Origin of the sequence: Vibrio chagasii (assembly GCF_024347355.1) — a bacterium.
In the GTDB taxonomy this organism is placed as follows: domain Bacteria; phylum Pseudomonadota; class Gammaproteobacteria; order Enterobacterales; family Vibrionaceae; genus Vibrio; species Vibrio chagasii.
In genome coordinates this window covers 1,427,811-1,448,914 of the sequence record NZ_AP025466.1, presented here as the reverse complement: position 1 = coordinate 1,448,914, position 21,104 = coordinate 1,427,811, and the positions used below count along the sequence as shown (strand labels likewise).

12 protein-coding genes and 2 pseudogenes are annotated in these 21,104 nt (G+C 44.3%); 7 read left to right on the top strand and 7 right to left on the bottom strand.

Going from position 1 to position 21,104, the window contains the following annotated elements:
• Nucleotides 1-229 precede the first annotated feature (229 nt).
• Nucleotides 230-1,444, top strand: coding sequence for a serine/threonine transporter SstT (gene sstT, locus OCV52_RS22240; RefSeq protein ID WP_004740432.1), 1,215 nt, complete (start codon nt 230-232; stop codon nt 1,442-1,444).
• 157 nt (nt 1,445-1,601) lie between these two features.
• Here sstT and OCV52_RS22235 read toward each other — a convergent pair whose 3' ends face one another.
• The 3 genes from OCV52_RS22235 to OCV52_RS22225 all read right to left on the bottom strand — a co-directional run bounded on the left by OCV52_RS22235 (nt 1,602) and on the right by OCV52_RS22225 (nt 4,789).
• Nucleotides 1,602-2,768, bottom strand: a complete 1,167-nt coding sequence (locus OCV52_RS22235; RefSeq protein ID WP_137406203.1) for a tetratricopeptide repeat protein — start codon at nt 2,766-2,768, stop codon at nt 1,602-1,604.
• Between the two features lie 624 nt (nt 2,769-3,392).
• On the bottom strand, nt 3,393-4,322 hold the full coding sequence (locus tag OCV52_RS22230; protein ID WP_137406202.1) for a LysR family transcriptional regulator: 930 nt from the start codon (nt 4,320-4,322) through the stop codon (nt 3,393-3,395).
• A 26-nt stretch (nt 4,323-4,348) separates the two neighbouring features.
• Nucleotides 4,349-4,789, bottom strand: a complete 441-nt coding sequence (locus OCV52_RS22225; protein ID WP_137406201.1) for an Lrp/AsnC family transcriptional regulator — start codon at nt 4,787-4,789, stop codon at nt 4,349-4,351.
• 141 nt (nt 4,790-4,930) lie between these two features.
• Here OCV52_RS22225 and OCV52_RS22220 point away from each other — a divergent pair, with 141 nt between their 5' ends.
• Nucleotides 4,931-5,515: a LysE family translocator gene (locus OCV52_RS22220; protein WP_086714841.1), complete on the top strand. Its 585-nt coding sequence runs from the start codon at nt 4,931-4,933 to the stop codon at nt 5,513-5,515.
• 55 nt (nt 5,516-5,570) lie between these two features.
• On the opposite strand, the gene OCV52_RS22215 is transcribed toward OCV52_RS22220, so the two are convergent.
• Entirely contained in the window at nt 5,571-5,960 is a 390-nt protein-coding gene (locus OCV52_RS22215) for a DUF1294 domain-containing protein (RefSeq protein ID WP_102423292.1), read from the bottom strand.
• 157 nt (nt 5,961-6,117) lie between these two features.
• On the opposite strand from OCV52_RS22215, the pseudogene OCV52_RS22210 reads away from it, so the two are divergent.
• Nucleotides 6,118-7,826: pseudogene (locus OCV52_RS22210) on the top strand (alpha-amylase family protein).
• Between the two features lie 349 nt (nt 7,827-8,175).
• A complete protein-coding gene (gene pulA / locus OCV52_RS22205; RefSeq protein ID WP_137406200.1) occupies nt 8,176-11,874 on the top strand; it encodes a pullulanase-type alpha-1,6-glucosidase in 3,699 nt (1,232 codons plus the stop codon).
• Nucleotides 11,875-12,352: 478 nt separating this feature from the next.
• Here pulA and OCV52_RS22200 read toward each other — a convergent pair whose 3' ends face one another.
• A complete protein-coding gene (locus tag OCV52_RS22200; RefSeq protein ID WP_137406199.1) occupies nt 12,353-13,177 on the bottom strand; it encodes a MalM family protein in 825 nt (274 codons plus the stop codon).
• Nucleotides 13,178-13,342: 165 nt separating this feature from the next.
• Nucleotides 13,343-14,566 (bottom strand): maltoporin LamB, encoded by a 1,224-nt coding sequence (gene lamB / locus OCV52_RS22195; protein WP_061032119.1) that lies wholly within the window; start codon nt 14,564-14,566, stop codon nt 13,343-13,345.
• A 434-nt stretch (nt 14,567-15,000) separates the two neighbouring features.
• On the opposite strand from lamB, the gene glgX reads away from it, so the two are divergent.
• The 3 genes and pseudogenes from glgX to OCV52_RS22180 all read left to right on the top strand — a co-directional run bounded on the left by glgX (nt 15,001) and on the right by OCV52_RS22180 (nt 19,736).
• Nucleotides 15,001-16,980, top strand: coding sequence for a glycogen debranching protein GlgX (gene glgX / locus OCV52_RS22190; RefSeq protein WP_137406197.1), 1,980 nt, complete (start codon nt 15,001-15,003; stop codon nt 16,978-16,980).
• A 241-nt stretch (nt 16,981-17,221) separates the two neighbouring features.
• Nucleotides 17,222-18,877: pseudogene (locus OCV52_RS22185) on the top strand (sensor domain-containing diguanylate cyclase); the annotation flags it as partial.
• Nucleotides 18,878-19,007: 130 nt separating this feature from the next.
• Nucleotides 19,008-19,736, top strand: a complete 729-nt coding sequence (locus tag OCV52_RS22180) for a tRNA (adenine(22)-N(1))-methyltransferase (protein WP_137406196.1) — start codon at nt 19,008-19,010, stop codon at nt 19,734-19,736.
• Between the two features lie 105 nt (nt 19,737-19,841).
• On the opposite strand, the gene OCV52_RS22175 is transcribed toward OCV52_RS22180, so the two are convergent.
• The gene (locus tag OCV52_RS22175; RefSeq protein ID WP_137406195.1) at nt 19,842-20,786 is read right to left on the bottom strand and encodes an acyltransferase; all 945 of its coding nucleotides are present in this window, start codon (nt 20,784-20,786) and stop codon (nt 19,842-19,844) included.
• Between the last annotated feature and the right edge of the window lie 318 nt (nt 20,787-21,104).

Here is a 21,104-nt window from a genome sequence, read left to right as displayed (position 1 = left end):
TCCATCAAATATGAATTTGCAGATTTATAGCTCAATCAAAATACATTTATTTAACATTTAGCTCTAAAAACACCACGTAGTGCAAACAATCACACTAAAAGTAAACTATTCCTAGACACCCGCTACGATCCAGCTAATATGACCGCCCATTCCACTAGTGTATAGTCGGATTCGGTACAACTTTATAAAAGATACATCACTATAATAAATTAACAATTGCAGGTATTTTATGCAAAATCACAACATGCTCGCCCGCATCGCTCGTGGGAATCTTGTCCTACAGATCCTTGCTGGTATTGTTTTCGGTGTCGTTCTCGCCATGGTTTCTCCTTCAGCAGCTCAAGACGCAGGCCTTTTAGGTAGTCTGTTTGTTGGCGCTCTGAAAGCTGTTGCCCCAATTTTAGTATTCATTCTTGTTGCAGCTTCTATCGCAAACCAAAAGAAAGGTCAGCATACTCATATGCGTCCAATTATCGTGCTTTACTTGATTGGTACCTTCTCTGCAGCACTAACAGCAGTAGTACTGAGCTTCATGTTCCCAACCACTTTGACGCTAGTTGCTGGCGCAGAAGGTGCTACTCCTCCTCAAGGTATCGGTGAAGTTCTTCACACGCTTCTATTTAAACTTGTAGACAACCCAGTAAGCGCGCTAATGAACGCAAACTACATCGGTATTCTTGCTTGGGCTATCGGTCTTGGTCTTGCTCTGCACCACGCATCTGCAACAACAAAAGCGGTTTTCGAAGATCTAAGCCACAGTGTTTCACACATTGTTCGCTTCATCATTCGCCTAGCGCCATTTGGTATCTTCGGTCTCGTTTCAGCGACTTTCGCAACCACTGGTTTTGAGGCGCTAGCAAGCTACGGTCAACTTCTAGCGGTACTACTAGGTTCAATGCTAATCATTGCTCTAGTGGTTAACCCACTGCTTGTTTTCGTTAAAACAAAGCAGAACCCATACCCTCTAGTATTCCAATGTATTCGTGAATCAGGTGTAACTGCATTCTTCACTCGTTCAAGTGCTGCGAACATCCCAGTAAACATGAACCTTTGTAAGAAACTAAACCTAGACGAAGACACTTACTCTGTATCTATCCCACTAGGTGCAACCATCAACATGGCTGGCGCTGCAATCACTATCACTGTGTTAACGCTGGCTGCTGTACACACTATGGGTATTGAGATTGATATCTTCACTGCTATCCTACTAAGCCTTGTTGCTGCGGTATCTGCATGTGGTGCATCTGGTGTTGCGGGTGGCTCACTGCTGCTTATCCCTCTAGCATGTGGTCTATTCGGTATTTCGAACGATGTTGCGATGCAAGTGGTAGCGGTAGGTTTCATCATCGGTGTGATTCAAGACTCTGCTGAAACTGCGCTTAACAGCTCGACAGACGTAGTGTTCACAGCTGCAGTATGTAAAGCTGAGCAGAACAAAGCTTAATTAGCCTTTATTCGCTCGTAAGCCAAAGCTATATAAAGAAAAAGGGAAGCATCGGCTTCCCTTTTTTGTTGTCTGAATTTCATTATATCCACTCAAGCTGTATTAACTTATCACGATGGATAACATGTCCCATGGATAATCCAGTGAACACCACTAACTAGCTTCTGCTCCAATTAGACTGACTAAAATCTAGAGGGTCACTAGTCTGATTGGCTTGCTTCTCTACTGGTGCTTGCTCTGTATTCGATAGCGACGTTTCTAGATGGCTAGCCTCTACATTTAATGACTCACCCTCTTCATCAGACGCTTCTTTCACTTTCTTTGGAATCGGTATATTGCGTTTGTAGAGCTTATTAAGCGCTTTGATTATTGAATGCTTAGTAATTGCTTGTTGGGTAAGTTTCGTCATGATCGGTTTAGTCAGCGCTTGTAAACCCACAACCGCATCGACACCCAGCTCACCACCTACTTTGTCTCGCTGCTGCTTAGCTTCTGAATAGCCAAAGTGAGCAGATAGGAATAGCCAGATATAAGCAATCGCATTACCGTTGTCACCATGGTCTATCCACGCCTCACCAGCTCTAAACATCGCCTCTGCACTGTTCTTTTCTGCTGCAGTTTCAAACCAGTACACGGCCTCACCATGGTTTGGTTCTACGCCGACACCATTTAAGTAACTCATACCCAGTTTAATCTTACCGTCTAGGCTGTTTTTCTCAGCCGCTTTGCGATACCAATCAACAGAGCTTTCTGCAGAGTAGTCTGGGTTTTCTTTGTCTAGGCACCAGTCACCCATGAACAGCATCGCTTCGGTATTACCACCAGCGGCAGATTCCTCAATATAGGTGTAACCCTTAGGAATGTTCTTTACGGTTCCACGGCCATGAACTAGCGCTTTACCCATCTCAAATTTCGCCGACATGTCGTTGTCTAAGGCTGCGATCGCAAGCTGCCAAAAGTTAGCTTGTTCTCTTAAGATCAGGTCTTCTTTGCGCTTCATGCTCAAGCGAACAATGCCGTACATGCCGTTGACGTTATCCAAATGCGCCGCTTTATCGTACCAATATAACGCTTCCTTGATATTGTTACGCTCTGCTTCTTTCGCCAAAAATAGAATCGACGGGACATGCCCGGTTTCTGCTTTAAAGTGGCGCTCTTTTTGCTCTTGGATACGTGCTTTTTCAATCGCCTTTCGGTAAGCGACAGCACGCGCTTTACGTTCTTGTTCCAAGCGCTGTTTTCTCAGTGATAAAGAAATCAGCCACACGGCAACAAGTATTAACGAAAGAGCAGTCGCACCAATTGCGATTCCCATTGTACTCATAAAATGTTTAACCTAATTCGGTTTCGTTCTACCCTATATCGGCCACAAGCAGACTATATTGAGTAGTTAATTTCTGGGGCTATTGCCCTGATGGTGACAAGAGGCGCAGTCCCTACACGCTCCGCCTTAAACTTGATTCAGTATCTCAGGAATACATAACGATAAGAAGTCTGCAAAGACTAATCCGTACGCAACCCACAAATCGTGTGATCTTGCTTCAATAAGGATGTTCTCTCGAGCTTGCCTTTCATCAAGTAAGACTCAACCGCTCACCAGAAACCGGTGGTTAAAGACCTGTACCTGAAAGCAGCGGTGACGTTGCCACACTGAGTGTGACAACGTCACTCGCACGTGAAATATCAAGATCTATGAAGCGGGCACTGATCGTCGATCAAGAAGTAGAAATTGAAGGCCACGTACTGGGTACAAAATCTTACCAAAGTGGTAAAGAAGTGATTCACAATCACTAACTTCAACCAAGGGGCACTCTTTGTGAGAAAAAGCCGCTCACGCTAGCTATATCTGAACTTTACATTGTAAATTAGTGAACGCTAGAAAAGTAAAAAGAAGCCAGTTCGTGTAACGTTCTAGCTTCTTTTTTGATTTGATATGGCAGAGAAACCGTTAATCTTGCTGCATCTTCTCCCAAATCGTTGGCGACCCAATATAATCTTGCACTGAAGTGATGAATTCTTTCACTAATTTGGTCTGCTTGCGGTGTGGGTAGACGGCGTATATAGCAGTATCCGCTGTTGAGATGGTGTAATCAGGAAGCAGTGTCACTAAGCCCAACTCTTTCATGGAGGCGTACAGATTTGATTGATCAAGGAAGCCATAACCTAAGCCATCTTTCACACAAGACACCATAGTACGAACATCACTCACCTTGTAGTTACCACGAATCGTCAGGCTCTGGAAAGTGTTGCCATGCGGCTCTTCACTGATTCGCAGATGATCAACGGTCATATCACCATTGGTATAAATCACCGCAGGCAGAGACAACAAATCTTGTGGCGTTTTCGGCTCACCATGTTGCTTCACAAAGTCATTCGAGGCGACCAGCATGAAGTTACTGTCAGCTATCTTCTTCGCAATCAAATTCGATTCCACCAGCTTGCTAAAGCGGAACGCAATATCAAATTGCCCTGCAATAATATTGGCGATCTTATCGTCTAGTGAAAGTACGATCTGAACATCTGGGTACTTTCTCATGAACTGCGTGATGATAGGTTGCAGGTATTGCTGACCAAAATAGATCGGTGACGTAATTCGTAGCACACCTTTTGGCTCAGACTGATACGAATCAGCAATGCCTTGGATCTGATTGATGGTGTCTTTCAGCACATAGGTTTGCGCAAGAATATCTTCACCCGCCGACGTCAAAGAAAACGAGCGAGTAGAACGGTTGAGCAGCTGAACACCTAAGTCTTGCTCAAGCTTTTTGATCTGTTTAGAGAGGGAGGAATTGTCCATGTCGTGTAAGGTTGCCGCTTTGGTAAACGACCCTTGTTGAACCACATCTAAGAACAATAACAACTGATTGGTATTGGGCACTGTGCCGCTCCTAATATTAAGCTCGATTAACGTTCATCTTTAGGGGTGTCCATCACCACCATGGTTGTGATGGATTGAACCTGAGCGCACTCCCCTAGCACATCGGCATGAAACTTCTTATAGCTCGGCAAGTCTTTAGTCTCGACTCGCAACAAGTACTCATTGGCTCCGGTGATGTTGTGACACTCGACCACCTCTTTCTCCATAGCAACGTGCTCTTCAAACTCCAATTGAGCAGATTTTTTGTGGCTTGATAAACCGATTGAAACGTAGGCGATAAAACCCACGCCCATTAAGCCGTTATCTAGAACCGCACGATAACCTTGAATGATGCCTTTGCGCTCAAGATCTTGTACACGCCTTAACGTTGCTGAGGCCGACAAGCCAATTCGCTCTGAGAGCTCAATGTTGGAGATTCTGCCGTCCAACTTAAGCTCTTGCAATATCCTTTCGTCAAATCTATCCATAAGTACTTATTATTGTGCATTCAGTGATAATAGAGGAAATAAAAGCACATAATTGCCTCACTTTCCACCTACTATGTTTCTCAACACGTGAAAGTCATGACCGGTCAGTCACTTCGTTCATTTTATTGCTGGAGAACCATTATGCCTTTAGAACAACTTAGCGCACTTGCCTTGTTTGCGTTTGTCTCGACCTTCACGCCGGGTCCAAATAACATCATGCTCATGACTTCTGGTGCCAATGTTGGCTTTGCCCGCACCATTCCACACATGCTTGGTATTGCTCTAGGTTTTGCGGCTATGTTGCTGCTGGTTGGCTTTGGGTTAATGGGTATTTTCAACGCCTATCCGGTGACTCACCAAGTATTGAAATACCTGAGCCTTGCGTACTTGGTGTACCTCGCAATTAAAATAGCCAAGAGTGGAAAAGCGAAAAGCACCGAAGCTTATAAACCGATGACCTTCATTGGCGCGGCAAGTTTTCAATGGGTTAACCCGAAAGGTTGGTCAATGGCACTGACAGCCATTTCTGTCTATAGCAGTGGCAGTTCATGGTGGGAGCTTGCAATCATCGCAGCCATTTTCACGTTAGCTAACCTGCCATCGGTAACCTTCTGGACAGCAGCAGGCAAGCAGCTACAACATTGGCTAACAACGCCAGTCCGCATCAAAAGCTTCAACTATGGTATGGCGGGCTTGCTGTTAGCGTCGACCATTCCGATGCTCTAATCGAATAACTTCTATATTTTAACGGTTAGTACTCTGCTGCTAACCGTTATTCTCGTTAAAAGTAACCCACCAGCTCACCAAGCCAACGACCAAACATTGCCTGCCCGACCGGCGTTAACGTCCAGACAAACGCCGCTACATTGATAAACACTGTTAACCAATAAATAGCTCTGAACGGCTGTTTTTGTGTTTTATGACGTAGCTTATCTTGTGCGATCAAAGCCCCTAACCAACCACCAGCTACCGAAAAGATGTGCAGAGTTTTCTCTGGCACGCGCCAATTACCATTAATCGCGGCTCGCTTGTCTTTCGCGTACACAAAAAACGTCACGACACCGATAACTAAATACCACGCCAATAGCACTTTTGAGCTTTCCGCAAACAACACAGACACCGCCACCAGAACCAAATAAGTGATCGCGATTTGAATAGATGAAGACAACATCAACTCCTTTTGGGTAACAGCTCACATACTGTGGCAATTACGCCCTGTAGATTTTGATAAGGATGAGTAAGGCGTATTGTAATTCGGTTAGCCTGCAAAAAATAAACAAGCCCTTTCATCCCTACATAACATGATGGAAGTTAAAGGAATTATAAATATGTACAACCAAAAGTACGCCATCTACCAAGTTTTTACGCGTTTATTTGGCAATAAAAACACCCAACATGTCCCGTGGGGCACCATTGAACAAAATGGCGTTGGTAAATTCAGTGATTTTACAGACAAAGCGCTGTCTGAAATTCGCAAGCTTGGAATGACTCACATTTGGTATACCGGAGTTCCTCACCACGCGTTAATCAATGACTACAAACACATTGGTATTTCAGACGATCACCCAAGCGTAGTAAAAGGCCGTGCGGGCTCTCCTTACGCTGTCAAAGCTTACTACTCGGTAAACCCTGATCTCGCTGATAATCCCGAGCACCGACTGGAGGAGTTTAAGGCGCTAATTAAAAGAAGCCACGACCACGGCTTAAAGGTGATCATCGATATCGTCCCTAATCATGTTGCACGTCATTACAAAGGGTTAAACAATCCTGAGGGCGTCAGTGATTTTGGTGCTCACGATGACACTACACTCGAATACCACAGAAACAATAACTTCTATTACATCCCTAACAGCGCCTTTGAACTGCCAAATATCGAGCCCAATTTTACCCTCTTGGTGGTGAACAACACCTAGCCCTAAGCTCTCCATTTGTCGAAATACCCGCTAAATGGACTGGTAATGGCTCACGCCTAGCGAAACCCAATTTCGACGATTGGTATGAAACCGTGAAGATCAATTACGGCGTACGCCCTGACGGTTCAAAGGACTTTCCTGAGTTGCCGAGCGACTATGCTCAACGTGATTACCGAGATCACTTCAATTTCTGGAAATCTATCGATGGGTTTCGTTACGATATGGCTGAAATGGTACCGGTCGAGTTTTGGAGCTATCTCAACTCATCCATCAAGATGCAAAACCCCGATGCCTTTCTAATGGCAGAAGTTTATCAACCAGACTTATACCGCGACTACATTCACTTAGGCAAAATGGACTATCTATACGATAAAGTGGACCTATATGATGGACTCAAAGCCGTTATGCAGGGCAAATCTTCAACAGCCATTATTCCCGAGATTCAGCATCAAATGATGGACATAGAACACCACATGCTGCACTTCTTGGATAACCATGATGAACAGCGCATCGCGTCTCCTGAATTTGTAGGTGACCCCAATATCGCAAAACCTGCAATGCTCGTCAGCGCCTTATTGAGCAGTTCACCAACGATGATTTACTTCGGACAAGACGTCGGCGAACCAGGCGCGGAGAACGCAGGCTTTGGACAACCCTCGCGTACATCCATCTTCGATTACGTCGGTGTCCCACAGCATCAAAAATGGATGAACCACGGCGCATTCGATGGCGGGCTATTAAACGATAACGAAAAGCAACTGCGTCACTTTTATCAGAAGGTGATGAACTTTTCGCTCGAGCACTCTTCAATGACAGGACATTACCAAGACTTACACCAAAGCAATAATTTGAGTGGTTCGGTTTACGCTTTTCTACGCTATGACGACCAAGAGCTAACAATAGTTGCTGCGAATTTCAGCCAACACACGACAGAACGTGTTTGCTTGGTTATTCCACGTGATGTAATCCAAGCAATCAAAATTGCGGATGGTGGTTACTTACTTAATGAACATATCGAATCTATTCAGACACAAGAATTATGTGTGGAGGAAGGAGTTGGCTGTTTCAATATTGAATTAAAACCGCTGGCATCCTTGGTTTGGGTATTACCATTAAATAATTAACACCCTTGTCGATATTATTTAGAAAGAGAACAAAGGCTAATTGATAAATAACTTAATTCCCAAGTTAAATTAACACCCAAACATTTCGATACCTTCCTCACATTTATAAGGATGAGCTATCATCCTTATTCTCTACGCCTAGTTACTACGCCCTATCCTATTGATATTAAACAAATGAGTTCTTGGTCCAAGTAAATCCACATAAACCAAGTACAAATCGTGATATTGACACTAGGTTTCTTATTTTTACTTATTAAAAATAACTTTACATATAGACATCACAAATAGTTGACCACCGTTAAGACTAGGATATTCATCTTCATAAAAAGTGAAATATGGATATCGAAACGTGAACAATATAAATATTAATCAATGTTTAACTCTACGAAATACCTTTAACAATACAAAGAAAAGAAGCTTCAAGAAATCAACCTTAACCAAAGCGATTTTACCTCTTTTCACCGCTACTTTAATCGCAGGTTGTGGCAGTGATAATAACAGCGACAACGGTACTGACACTGGCAGCAGTGGTCTATACCCTGCAGCAGAAAACGAAGTGGTTATCTACTACAAACGTGATGTTGCCGCAGCGAGCACTTCTGGGTCGACTTATGACGGCTGGGGACTGCACCTGTGGAATGGCGAAGGCTGTACCAGTACCGATTTAGTCGGCATGGGGTTGAGTGAGACAGGAAGCGATTGGAACAGCCCTTACGAATACGACGGCATTAGCGATACCTACGGCGCCTACTATGTATTGAAAGTGGATCCCGATGCCGCTGACCCGCACAAATGTATGAACTTCATCTTACACAATGGTGATGAAAAAGCCTTTGGCAGCGCGAACTCAAAAGTTGAGCTAGATAAACTCGGTGAATCTCAAGGTGTGTTTGGTTTCCATGGCAGCAGCGAATTGTACTACGAGCCTATTTCAGAACGACCAGTGAATATTGATGGTCAAAAAGCACATTGGCTTGATGCTACGACCATAGGTTGGGAAGCGGCCAGCAATGCAGACTCTTTAAAACTCTTCTATGCATTGGATAACAGCATCTCAATGAATGATGACAAAGAGATTGTCGGTGGCACTGCAATTGAACTGAGCAAAGATGGCGAGCTATCCTCTGAATTAAAAGAACGTTTCCGCCACCTAGCAAGTTTACCAGCAGTCGCGATTGACGTTGATGACACAACACTGCGCACCATTTTGAAATCTCAGATCATTGTTGTAGCCTACAATGCCAATGGCGATGTTATCTCTTCGACCGAGATTCAGAAACCAGGCGTGCTTGACGCGGTATTTGCTAGTGAGGATGCCGGTAATGCAATGAGTGAAGAACTCGGTGCTATTATCGACGGCAGCGCAGCTACCTTTAAACTATGGGCACCTACAGCCCAAGATGTTGAGCTAGTCTTATACAGTGAAGATCTAAAAAGTTCACAAGTCATCCCAATGACGGAAAGTACTGAGACAGGCATCTGGGCAACAGAATCGGTGTCTAACGCCGTCAACATGTACTACCGCTACCAAGTGAAGGTTTACCACCCAACCACTGGCAAAATAGAAAATCGCCTTGTGACAGACCCTTACTCTCTCAGCTTGTCGAAGAACTCTGCATACTCTCAAGTGATTGACCTGAATGATTCAACCTTGAAGCCTGCGAACTGGGACGACTACGAACGACCAACCGTAAAGAAAGACGAAGATCATGTACTTTACGAATCTCACCTGCGTGACTTTAGCTTCAGCGACAAACTCGGCACAGCGAGCCTAAATGGAAAATACCTTGCGCTTACGGAAGCGGATCGTGAATCAGTCAAACATCTTCAAGCGCTGAAAGATGCCGGTCTGACGACTTTGCATATCTTGCCAGCATTTGATATCGCCACCGTTGATGAAGATGAAGCAAGCCGCGTCGATATTACCGATACCGTTGGGAAACTGTGTGATGTAAAACCTGCCGCTGCCTTATGTGGTAATGAAGATGAAAACAGAGTTATCGAAGACGTACTCGACGGCTATGACCCTTCAACGGGCGATGCACAAGCGTTAATGAACGACTTACGAATGCTCGACAGCTTTAACTGGGGTTACGACCCATTCCATTACACGGTTCCTGAAGGAAGCTACGCAACGGATCCAAACGGATCAAAGCGTATTCTAGAATTCCGTCAAATGGTTAAGGCCACGCACGACATGGATCTCAAGCTGATCATGGACGTGGTGTACAACCACACCAACGCATCTGGAGTGAATGATAAGTCGGTACTAGATAAGATTGTCCCTGGGTACTACCACCGTCTTAACGTCAACACAGGTGGCGTAGAAAACTCGACTTGTTGTGACAATACTGCGACTGAAAACCTAATGATGGGTAAATTGATGGTCGACTCACTCAAGGTGTGGGCTGACGACTACAAAGTGGATGGTTTCCGTTTTGACTTAATGGGCCACCAGCCAAAAGACGTGATGGTCGAAGCGCTGGAAGAAGTGCGCAAAATCGACCCGAATACCCTGTTCTACGGTGAGGGTTGGGATTTTGGCGAAGTAGCCGATAATGCACGCTTCGATCAAGCGAACCAAATCAACATGGCGGGCACTGAGATCGGCACATTCTCGGATCGACTGCGTGACGCTGTACGTGGCGGTAGCCCATTCGATGGCGGTGTTGACTCAGAAGGGAACCACCCGCTTCGCTTTAATCAAGGCTTCGGTAATGCTGCGATTGCCAATGAAGAAACCAAGACAGATCAAGACTCAATCAATGGTCGTTTGCACAACCAAGATCTTGTTCGCTTAGGCATGGCAGGTAACCTCGCAGAATACGTGTTGATTGATTACAAAGGCGATACCAAACTGGGTAAAAACGTCGACTACAATGGCGCACCTGCCGGTTACACCAAGATGCCTTCAGAGAACATCTCTTATGTTTCAAAACACGATAACCAAACACTTTGGGACAACAACGCTTACAAGATCGCCACTGGTACTAGCTCTGCAGATCGTGCTCGAATGCAGTCTGTATCACTCTCTACCGTGATGTTGGGTCAAGGTATACCTTTCATCCACATGGGTTCGGAACTGCTGCGCTCGAAATCTATGCAGCGCGATTCTTATGACTCTGGTGATTGGTACAACCGCGTGTTCTTCGACGGTTCTGACAGTAACTGGAATGTTGGCTTACCTCGTGAAGACAAAGATGGTGCGAACTGGGATCTGATCAAAACCATCATTGCTGACCCAACGGCGAAACCAGACGCAGACGACATTGAACTCACTAAACAACAGTTCTTAGAGTTATTAAAAATCCGCAGCTCAAGTGAACTGTTCCGCTTAGATACAGCTGACGAAGTCATGAAGCGAGTCGATTTCCGTAACGTTGGCGAAGACCAAGTCGAAGGCCTAATCGTGATGTCTATCGATGATGGTGTATTCGCAGGTTCAGACCTCGATCCAGCGAACGATGCGATTGTCGCGATTGTAAACTCAACCAATGAATCTCAATCGTTCAAAATCTCAGGAGCGACAGGCTTTGCGCTTCACGAGGTTCAACAAAACTCAGCGGATGACATAGTGAAAGGCGCAAGCTTTGCTAATGAATCATTCACTGTTCCAGCACTAACCACCGCTGTGTTTGTACAAGCACAAAACGGTGCACAAGGCGCTGGTTTGCCGGTTGATAACTCAGACAAGGATGTATCTAGCATTCCTCCGTACGGTCAAACTACCGTGTACGTGCGTGGTGATATGAATGGTTGGAACCCTGTTGATGATTGGGCGATGAGCTTTGTTGCTAATGGGGTTTATTCTGTAACAGGCAACTTAGAAGCGGGTAGCTATGGCTTCAAGTTTGCGGATGCTGATTGGGAAACACCTAACTTTGGTTGCGATTCTGTAGAGCTTACAAGCGGGTCAATCGATATTGGCACAGGTGGCAATTGCCAATTGAGCGTAACGGAAGCGGGCAGCTACACCTTCACTTTGAATGCGATTCACGAGCTTGACGACAATGTAGACAAAGCTGTGGTATCTGTCACTAAGAATTAAGCTCCAAGCTGAGGTTCAAGTAACAGATAATAAAACAAGCGAAAGCTAGCCTTTGGGAGACGTCAGTCTCCCTTTTTTGTACCCAATAAACGCCAACCTAAGAAAGCCTTCTCCTAACACACATAAGTAACATTCAACCTTTAGTGATTGAGGAACCTTGTTGGCACTTGGTGAATATGAAGGCTTCTTTTTATTCACTTTCGGTTGCAGTTCCTGTACCCAGGATAAGCTTTCTTGAATCAAGTACATGAAATAGAGAAATGAGAGACGCTGTCTAGGCCAACGCCTACTTAATAGTAATCACGGATCCAAATGACATTGACCTACGTTAATCAGCTAGAGCGTTAGTGAATATCTATAAGCTCGCGTCTTCGAATCTCAAATATTTAACTAATTAAAGTATTTCATTTATCGCTAGCAATAAAAAAGGACCCTATTAGGGTCCCTTCTCTTAAATCAGACTTTGTAATTGTATCAGCTACTTTTTATTAACTGCTTTTACAAAGACTTCTTGTGCGCCTTCAATGCCTAGTGCTTTCGCTTCGTCTAATAGACCCAAAGCTTTTGGAATATTGTCTGCTTCGACAGCGGCTTTGATTGCATTGTGGTAGTAAGTTTGTGTCTCTGGCTGAATCGCCTCAACCTTCGCGGCTGCTGGCTTAGCATTTGATTCACTGCTTGAACCGAATGAGAAGAAACCAACTCGATCAATCGCTACTTCTATTTTGCCAACGTTCGAGTTTGGAACTGGAATATCTTCAACTTCTGGTAGGTAGTTACCACGGCCTTCCGCGTCCAAACGAGCTGGGTGAATGACATCAGTGAAACCATCAAGATCTTCTTGCTCGCTATAGATAACTAAGTAAACCGACTGAGATGTGGTCGGCGGGTAGAAATCGTTTTCAGCAACAAGTCGATTACCCAAATGTAATCTTGGTTTCGCGTATTCGAAGCTATCTTTACCATAGCGCTCTAACTCACGACCGTTCTTATCATAGATAACCGCATTAGGGACAAATGCAGTGTCGCCGATCATGCTTGTAATCTTAATAGAGTATTCACCGCGATCCGCCGGTAGCTCGATCGCGACTACAGGGCTATTTATACCCTGATAGTTCAAAATTTGGCTGTCTGGTGTTACATCGAAAATTGCCGAGCTTGGCAGCTTCATCGGGGCAAATTGAAGACCAGCAAGAGAGTTAACTTGTTCAGCTTGTGCCACTTGCACCTGCTCTACAACTTGTGCAGATTGACAACCGGCCAACGCAACACAGCCACTCAACATTAGAGCTTTAAAATACATAACTCTTCCTTCTTGTTATTTTTTTAAGAAATTTACTAACTTTAATTACCACAAAGAAAACTATTCACCTAGGGAACGATCCACTTAATCGTACATTCCTTAAAAAAATAGCCGACGCGAGCCGGCTATGAATTAGGACAGTTTAGGATTGGTTACGCTAAGTGTTTACCACCAAGCTTCAGCTTGGATACCGAACACATATTCTGTATCGTCGCCGTTGAATGCTTCTTTGTTTTCAGTATCTAGGATGTAAGAACCGTAAACGCGGATTTCAGGACGAGCCCAGAAGCTGTCACCCATAGCCCAAGCTTGAGCTACTGTGAATTTAGCGTTACCGAAATCTTCAGTTGCTAGACCACCGTCAGCGATGCGCTCACCAGCGTTGTAGCCAGCTTCAAATACTGTGCGCATTGTGTCATTCCACTTGTACATTGGACGAACTACAGCAGAGTACTGATCGATGTCGAAAGTTTTGTTTGTGTAGTTACCATCTTTATCTGCACCACCGATATCGCTACCCGCTAGGTAAGCTAGTTGGTGACCCATTTCCCAAGATTCGCCAAGGTTCATTACACCCCAGTTAATTAGACGGAAACCGGATGCTTCGTTAAATGCTTCAGTACCACGTGCGTAGTAAGAACCAGAACCCCAGAAGTTTGCAGCTTGTACGCCGTAACCGTTAGTACCGTACTGAAGTACTGTCTGGTGGAAGCCGTTGCTCGTTCCTTGGTGTAAAATTGCAGAAGCTAGTAGGCCGTCGTCAGCAGACTCGCTCGCGTTATCTGAATCAGTTGCGAAGTTGTACGCTAGTGCTAATTCTAGAGATGCATCTTGCCATAGGCCGATGTTCGCTAGACGAGCATCAAAGATGTAACCAGTTGAATCGTCAGTCGCGCCATCTTGGATTAGTGCAACAGATAGCTTTTGGTCACCGATTGAAATGTTTTCAACACCACCACCAGTACCAGATGTGTTTAGGAAATAGAAGTCAGTGATGTGGATATCTTTACGTTGGTAGTATGTTTTACCAGCCCAAAGAGTCGCTTCTTGGTCGAAAGATAGAACGCCTTTCGCTTTAACTGCAAACTGAGCCACGTTAAAATCAGAATCTTCCCAACCATTTGCGCCTGGTGCACCAGAAGCAATCATTGACTCAACGCGCCACGTTTGCTCACCAGTTTTTAGTTCTTCAGCTAGGCCAAACTCAGAGTAGTTGTCATTTTCGTTACCTAGACGACCAATACCGTTTTTGTTAACTGATACATCACCATTACCGTTGCCGCTGATACCAGTACCAGCACGCATGTAACCATTAAAGTCAACAGCGAACGCAGAGCCAGCAGCTAGCGTAGTCGCCACTGCAGCAGCAATCAAACTTACTTTTTTCATTCTTAACTCCATTAAGGACGATTTATTTTAGGTTTTTATATTTTTGCTCTCTTGCGGCAACCAAAGGCAGTTATGGTAGTCGTAAGATAGAGAGGTTTAGGGTTTCCCCTGATTCGTTTCAACGGGGTCAATATTAAGAGGGGATGACAAGTTTGACTTCCTCCACCCCCAACTAAATTAAGGGGGACTAGAGGGGAGTAGAAAATATACAGAATGGCGTTTTAAAGAGGTAGATCACTTAATCTAGGAGGAGTAGACAGCACGAAGATCTAATTATTCAGCATAAGTGAGATCTACTTCAAATATATAATTTGAACTTCATCGATCAATTATTTTTTTAACCGTAATTAATCTGTGAAGTTGCTTGACCTTACTGTGACAAAGCCTTTTACTAATAGTTCACTGATGTTGATAAACGAACAAGAAATCAAGCAATGACTAGAACGCTCGCTCGCCCTTATCCGCTAGGCGCAACGCTAGGTAACACTGGCTGCAACTTCTCTATTTATTCTCCTGACTGTAAATCTCTTTCACTCGCTCTTTTTGATGAGAACGAGGAGTTCACAACTTATAAATTGGACAATGAATACGCTGATATTCGATATGTATTTATCGAAGGTATTAAAGCGGGGCAAAAATACGGATTCATTGCAGAAACAGCTAATGGTCCAATATTACTTTCTGACCCTTATGCTAAAGCGATAAGTGAGCCGCTCCACTACACCACGCCTTATAGTAATGAGAAAAGCTTTACGATGGCGAAATGTGTCGTTGTTGATGATACCTTCGACTGGCAAGGCGTCGAAAAGCCACGAAGTAGCCGTGAAGAGACCGTTTTGTTTGAAACGCATGTTAAAGGCCTATCTCAACTTCACCCTGAAGTCGCAAGTAATATCAAAGGCCGTTACCTAGGGTTAGTCAGCCCTGAAATGCTTGCGTTCTACAAGCAACAAAACATCAACTCATTACAACTTTTGCCCATTGCGGCCTGCATGCACGAACCCCACCTGCTTGATATGGGTAAAGTGAATTACTGGGGCTACAACCCATATTTATTTATGGTACCCGACCCTCGTTATGCAGAGAAAGATGCCGTAACTGAGCTCAAAACTGCGATTCGTGAACTGCACCGCAACGGTATCGAAGTGGTCTTAGATGTGGTGTACAACCACACAGCAGAAGGCGGCGAAGATGGCACAACCTTTAACTTAAAGGCACTAGATAGCCGAACTTACATCAAGCACGGCTGCCATTATGCAAACTTCACAGGCTGTGGGAACACCGTCGACCTTACCCACCAGCCAGCACTCAACCTAGTCATGGACACGCTTCGTTACTGGGTAAGCGAATTCCAAGTCGACGGCTTCCGTTTTGACTTGGCAGCCACACTGGGGCGCGAAGGTGACAACTACAACCCTGAGGCTGCTTTCTTTAAAGCCGTAGCTCAAGACCCTGTGCTTAAAGAGACCAAATTGATCGCAGAGCCATGGGATATCGGCCCAAACGGCTACCAAGTGGGTAATTTTCCGTTTGGTTGGAACGAATGTAACGACAAGCTGAGAGACATTACACGTAGCTTCTGGCGCGGCGATCAAGGCTACCTTAAAGAGTTTGCTACACGCCTAATGGGGTCTCGTGATATCTACAGTGCAGCGCACTGGCCTTACAAACTAACCGTCAACTACATCACTTACCATGATGGCTTCACCATGCAAGACCTTGTCTCGTACAAGCATAAGCACAATGAAGAAAATGGTGAAAGTAACCGTGATGGGCATGGTGACAACCGCTCTGAAAACTACGGCGTAGAGGGTGAAACCGAAAACCTGTTGGTTATCGCGACTCGTGAAAAGCAGAAACGTAACTTCATGGCGAGCCTGCTGTTTGCTTTCGGTATTCCACACATTCTGACGGCAGACGTGTTATCCCATACTCAAAAAGCTAACAATAACGCTTACTGCCAAGATAGTGAGACGAGTTGGCTGAACTGGGAAGATTCCGAGCGCAAGACCTACTTCAAAACTTGGTTATCTGAGATGATTGCCGCACGACAGCAGTACATGGTGCCTTTTATCAAGGCATTCAGTGGCGAGAAACGTAACTCTAACCGCATCTTCTGGAGCCGTGTTGATGGCACGCTGATGGAGCATGATGATTGGAACCGCTTAAGTTCAGTAGCACTCCACATTGGTATAGGTAAAGATGGCGACGAACTGATTTACCTCATCAACCAAACCAATGCACCGGCACGTTTCAGCTTACCCAATGATCGTGAACAAAACTGGGTGACGATATGTGATACCAACCTGAGAAATGTCAAACCAGGTCACGCTGAAGGGGAAATGTTGCTCTCACCGACATCGATGGCTATTTTGCACTACTCACCAAACAAAACTGAGTTAAGTGAAAGTTAAGCTCACTCAATAATAAAGAAAAAACCATAAAAGCCAGTTATGTTTTTACCTGGCTTTTTTGTTAGCTGAATATCACAAAACTCATTCTTTTATATGGAATCATTTGCATTGATGTGCTTAATAAAACTGTTTAGTATGGCCGTACTATAAAAATGAATCTATCACGTCTTTGGATATCATGGCTTTACCTAAAACACTTATTCGGCTTTTTAAACCATACATAATCTTATTAACCGGAGGAATGCTTTACCTCGCAGCAGCTCAATTAGACAAAGTAGAGACCGCAGCAACCAACCAATCAGCATCAAACATTCGCATCGCAAGCGCGACTATTCGTTCCAACATCGAGGCCGTATTCGGCAAACTCTATTTCTTAGAAACCAGTCTAGGCTTACCCAACACCACCGATTTTAGCGACCAAAAATTTCGTGAACTCAGCGGTAATATTCTAAAAAGAACACCAAACTTCTCCGATATCATCCGATACCAACCTAACTCTCAGCATTACGTCTCTACCCGTGGCCTTCCTCTTTCCAATGAGCAAATCGCCACAATACAATGGTATTCAATAGACGGTGTTGTTGAAGATTTCTACATCTCTTCCGTTTACCAGAAAGCAGATGGTCGATGGGTTTTCGCGGTTAAACACACAGCAGAAAAGCTCAACGAAGAAATCTGGATTGAGTTTGATTTACTGCACACCACACAAGGCTTAAGAGATTTAAAAACGCTAAATAATGGCTATGTATTTGTTGTAGATAAAACAACTGAACGACTCGTCTTCCATCCAGACCCAAAACGAATTGGCTCGAAGTCCATTAGCTATCATGCGGGTATTAGCCACCAACTTTCACAAGGGCAATTGGCCGGAAAGCATGAGTACTACTATCAAGATAATTTCAAAATATCGGTATTTGATGCGGACAACAGCTTGAATTGGGTGTTTATTGCGGGCACCGATCGTCACGACATCTTAACCAGCTCACATCAATTTACGTTAACAGGCGTTGTACTTGGCTCGCTCCTTCTATTGTGGATTGGTGCCAACTACCTGGCTTATCGTTTAAATGTCTCTTTATCTCAGCTCAATAAAGTAGAAGACCTTGCGAGCTTTAAACGCAAACTGAAGTCTATTTTGGATAACTTTACCTATCATAAAGGTATTCAATTCTGTCTCTACCAACCAGAGAACCACTCATTCAGTACACTTGATTATCATGGGAACAAATCAACGGTGCATTGTGACAAAGTGCTCTCAGAACGTTTTGTCGCAAATGCTATGGTCTATCGAAACGGTCAAGACGCCGATCCACTCGCCCGTAAACTCAAAATAGACCAGCGCCACTATTGTCTCCCTCTATACTCACGTCAGCAGTTAATTGCGGTGTTATATGTAAATGCGAACTTGCCTATTAGCCAGAATATCTTACGTATGATCAGAGATTACACGGAAGTCTCACTGTCTAACTTACTGCTTCAGCACCAGTTGAGTAGCAAAGACCTGATGACGCAACTGGACAATAAAAGCAGCTTCAACCTTGCATTGGAAAACTACGCCAACCAGCCAGAAACCTATATCGCTCTACTCGATATCGATAACTTTGATCACTTAAACCGTGCTTATGGTGAAGCCGTGGGTGACAAGATGATCAAGCTAACAGCTGAGGCTTTGCGCTCGTACTTTCCGAAGCCTAAAGGGCTGTGCCTTGCTCGTGTTGGAGGCAAAGAGTTCGCGGTATTATTCAAAGCAAACGACGCTAACGACGCCAAGTTCCAACTGGATCAATGCCGAATTGGCGTAGCAGAGAAAACGATTGTGACGCCAGACATCAGCCTCTCTTTAGGCGTGAGTGTCGGTTTTTCTCAAATAGAGGGAGAGCCAGATACAGCCCTAGCAAATCCCTTACTCGGATACCGATGAAAACAAAGCACCTAGGGTTCACGCTCTCGGTGCTTTTGTTTTTATAGAAAGTCATTACAATGCGCGTTCAACACGACAACCTCACCTTTCCAACGATACGGACCTTATGAAGCTAAGTAACCGACTGCAAACTCTCCACTCCCTTGTCAGTAATGACTACCAACACATTTGGGACTGTTGCTGTGATCATGGCTTCTTGGGCGTTCAACTGTTGGCGGACAACAAAGCCCCTCAAATTCACTTTGTCGATATTGTTCCGTCCCTAATGAGCGAGCTAGAAAGCAAACTGCTGCGTTACTTTCCACAAAGCGAGATGGCACAACAAAAAGTCACTAGCCAATGGCAAGTCTACTGTATGGATGTCTCTGCAATCCCATTGGAAAAACACACAGGCAAGCATCTGGTCATCATTGCAGGAGTCGGTGGCGATCTAACACAGAAGCTTGTGGACGATATTCACCGCCAGCATCCAGACAAAACAATCGACTTCTTGCTCTGCCCTGTTCATCAGCAATTTGAGCTAAGAAGCCACTTAAAATCGCTCAAGTTCGGCCTGATTGATGAGGTGTTGATTGAGGAGAATCGCCGCTACTACGAAATTTTATTGGTCAGCAATAACCGAGGTGAAAGAGTAGATACTTCGACAGTAAGCGAGATTTCAAACGTCGGTGATAAGATCTGGACTCCAAACAACGATGAGCAGATTAAGGTATCTCAGCAGTACAAAGCAAAAACACTGCAGCACTACTTGCGTATCCATCAAGGGCAAGAGAAACAAGGTAAACCTAGCCAAGTGAAGCATATTATTGATGCCTACCAAGCGGTTCAGCCATAGTAAGGACTAACTTGATTGTTGAAGGTTAAGAAAGTCGAATCAATAAAAAAAGCCGATAGTTCAATGAGCTATCGGCTTTTTTAATACTATTTGTTCAGTTTGAGCTTACTGCTCTTGTTTCTTATAAAGCTTATCAGCCTCATCAACTGTCTCTACCTCAGAAGGCTTATCAACCCCATAGACCGTATCTAGGTAGGCATCTTTCTCTTTCCAAGTGTTGTTTAACCAGCTATGGAAGCGACGTTTAAATGCCTTATCTTCGAAGTAGTTACCATTCACGTTCTCATCCATTGGATGCAATTTAATACGCACAACGACCTTAGTCATTTTGCCTTTCAGCATATCTTCAAACGGAGAGGTTTGGTTTTCAGGGTAAGCTAAAGTCACATCCACGATGCCATCCAAAATTGGACCCATTGCAGATAAGGCAAAAGCCACACCACCCGTTTTCGGCTTCAATAGATGGCGGTAAGGAGTTTTCGCTGACGCAAGTTTCTCGTGGTTTGCACGAGTCCCTTCAACAAAGTTGACCAATGTTGTCGGTGCTAATTTGAACTTAGTACACGCTTTATTGATTGCATTGAAGTCATCATTACGGCGTTCTGGGTTGCGTAATAGGAACTCACGAGAGTAGCGTCTCATGAATGGCATATCTAAGCCCCAGCAGGCCAAGCCAACAAATGGTACGCACAGCAATTCGTGTTTCAAGAAGTACTTCGTCATCGGCATTTTGTCTTTTAAGATCGAAGACAAAATCACAATATCTGCCCAGCTTAAGTGGTTAGACATCATCAAATACCACTGCTTGGTCGAAATATCTTCCCCCCCTTCCACTTGCCATTCGATGTCGTTGTTGGCGTTCAACATCCACAAATTAAGAGAAGCCCAACACCAGAATGTGAAGTTAGCTAAGCGAGTGCATGATTTTTGAATGACAGAGATTGGCAAAATAAGTTTGATTAGGGCAAACAGGCTCACAGCTAATGCGGTGAATGCAGTATTAATGGTCACGAACAATACGTTCAAGGCCATACGAAGATTATCAAGCATAAAACACAATTATATTGAGAACGAAAGCCGCCATTATACGCATCTATAAATTATTCTCTTCAGTAATTGGTTGAATATCCTAGGGGTCAAACCACTCAACCTATTTCAACGATATTCAACTTGCTAAAGCCTATTAAAAAGAAATCAAAACACACCATAGTGTCATTTGGACACAATTTCAACACTGTCTTTTTGACAACACTTACTCCAAAAATCACCCTTAAATCCAGTATTGATAAGCATTCTCATTATTGGCATGGTACATGCAACTCTAAAGTGTAAATAGTTGAGTATCCTTAATGAGATAACTTCTCTTCT

Coding starts and splice junctions, on each gene's coding strand:
- sstT (WP_004740432.1), top strand. CDS start 230: ATGCAAAATCACAACATGCTCGCCCGCATCGCTCGTGGGAATCTTGTC.
- OCV52_RS22235 (WP_137406203.1), bottom strand. CDS start 2,768: ATGAGTACAATGGGAATCGCAATTGGTGCGACTGCTCTTTCGTTAATA.
- OCV52_RS22225 (WP_137406201.1), bottom strand. CDS start 4,789: ATGGATAGATTTGACGAAAGGATATTGCAAGAGCTTAAGTTGGACGGC.
- OCV52_RS22220 (WP_086714841.1), top strand. CDS start 4,931: ATGCCTTTAGAACAACTTAGCGCACTTGCCTTGTTTGCGTTTGTCTCG.
- OCV52_RS22215 (WP_102423292.1), bottom strand. CDS start 5,960: ATGTTGTCTTCATCTATTCAAATCGCGATCACTTATTTGGTTCTGGTG.
- OCV52_RS22200 (WP_137406199.1), bottom strand. CDS start 13,177: ATGTATTTTAAAGCTCTAATGTTGAGTGGCTGTGTTGCGTTGGCCGGT.
- lamB (WP_061032119.1), bottom strand. CDS start 14,566: ATGAAAAAAGTAAGTTTGATTGCTGCTGCAGTGGCGACTACGCTAGCT.
- glgX (WP_137406197.1), top strand. CDS start 15,001: ATGACTAGAACGCTCGCTCGCCCTTATCCGCTAGGCGCAACGCTAGGT.
- OCV52_RS22180 (WP_137406196.1), top strand. CDS start 19,008: ATGAAGCTAAGTAACCGACTGCAAACTCTCCACTCCCTTGTCAGTAAT.
- OCV52_RS22175 (WP_137406195.1), bottom strand. CDS start 20,786: ATGCTTGATAATCTTCGTATGGCCTTGAACGTATTGTTCGTGACCATT.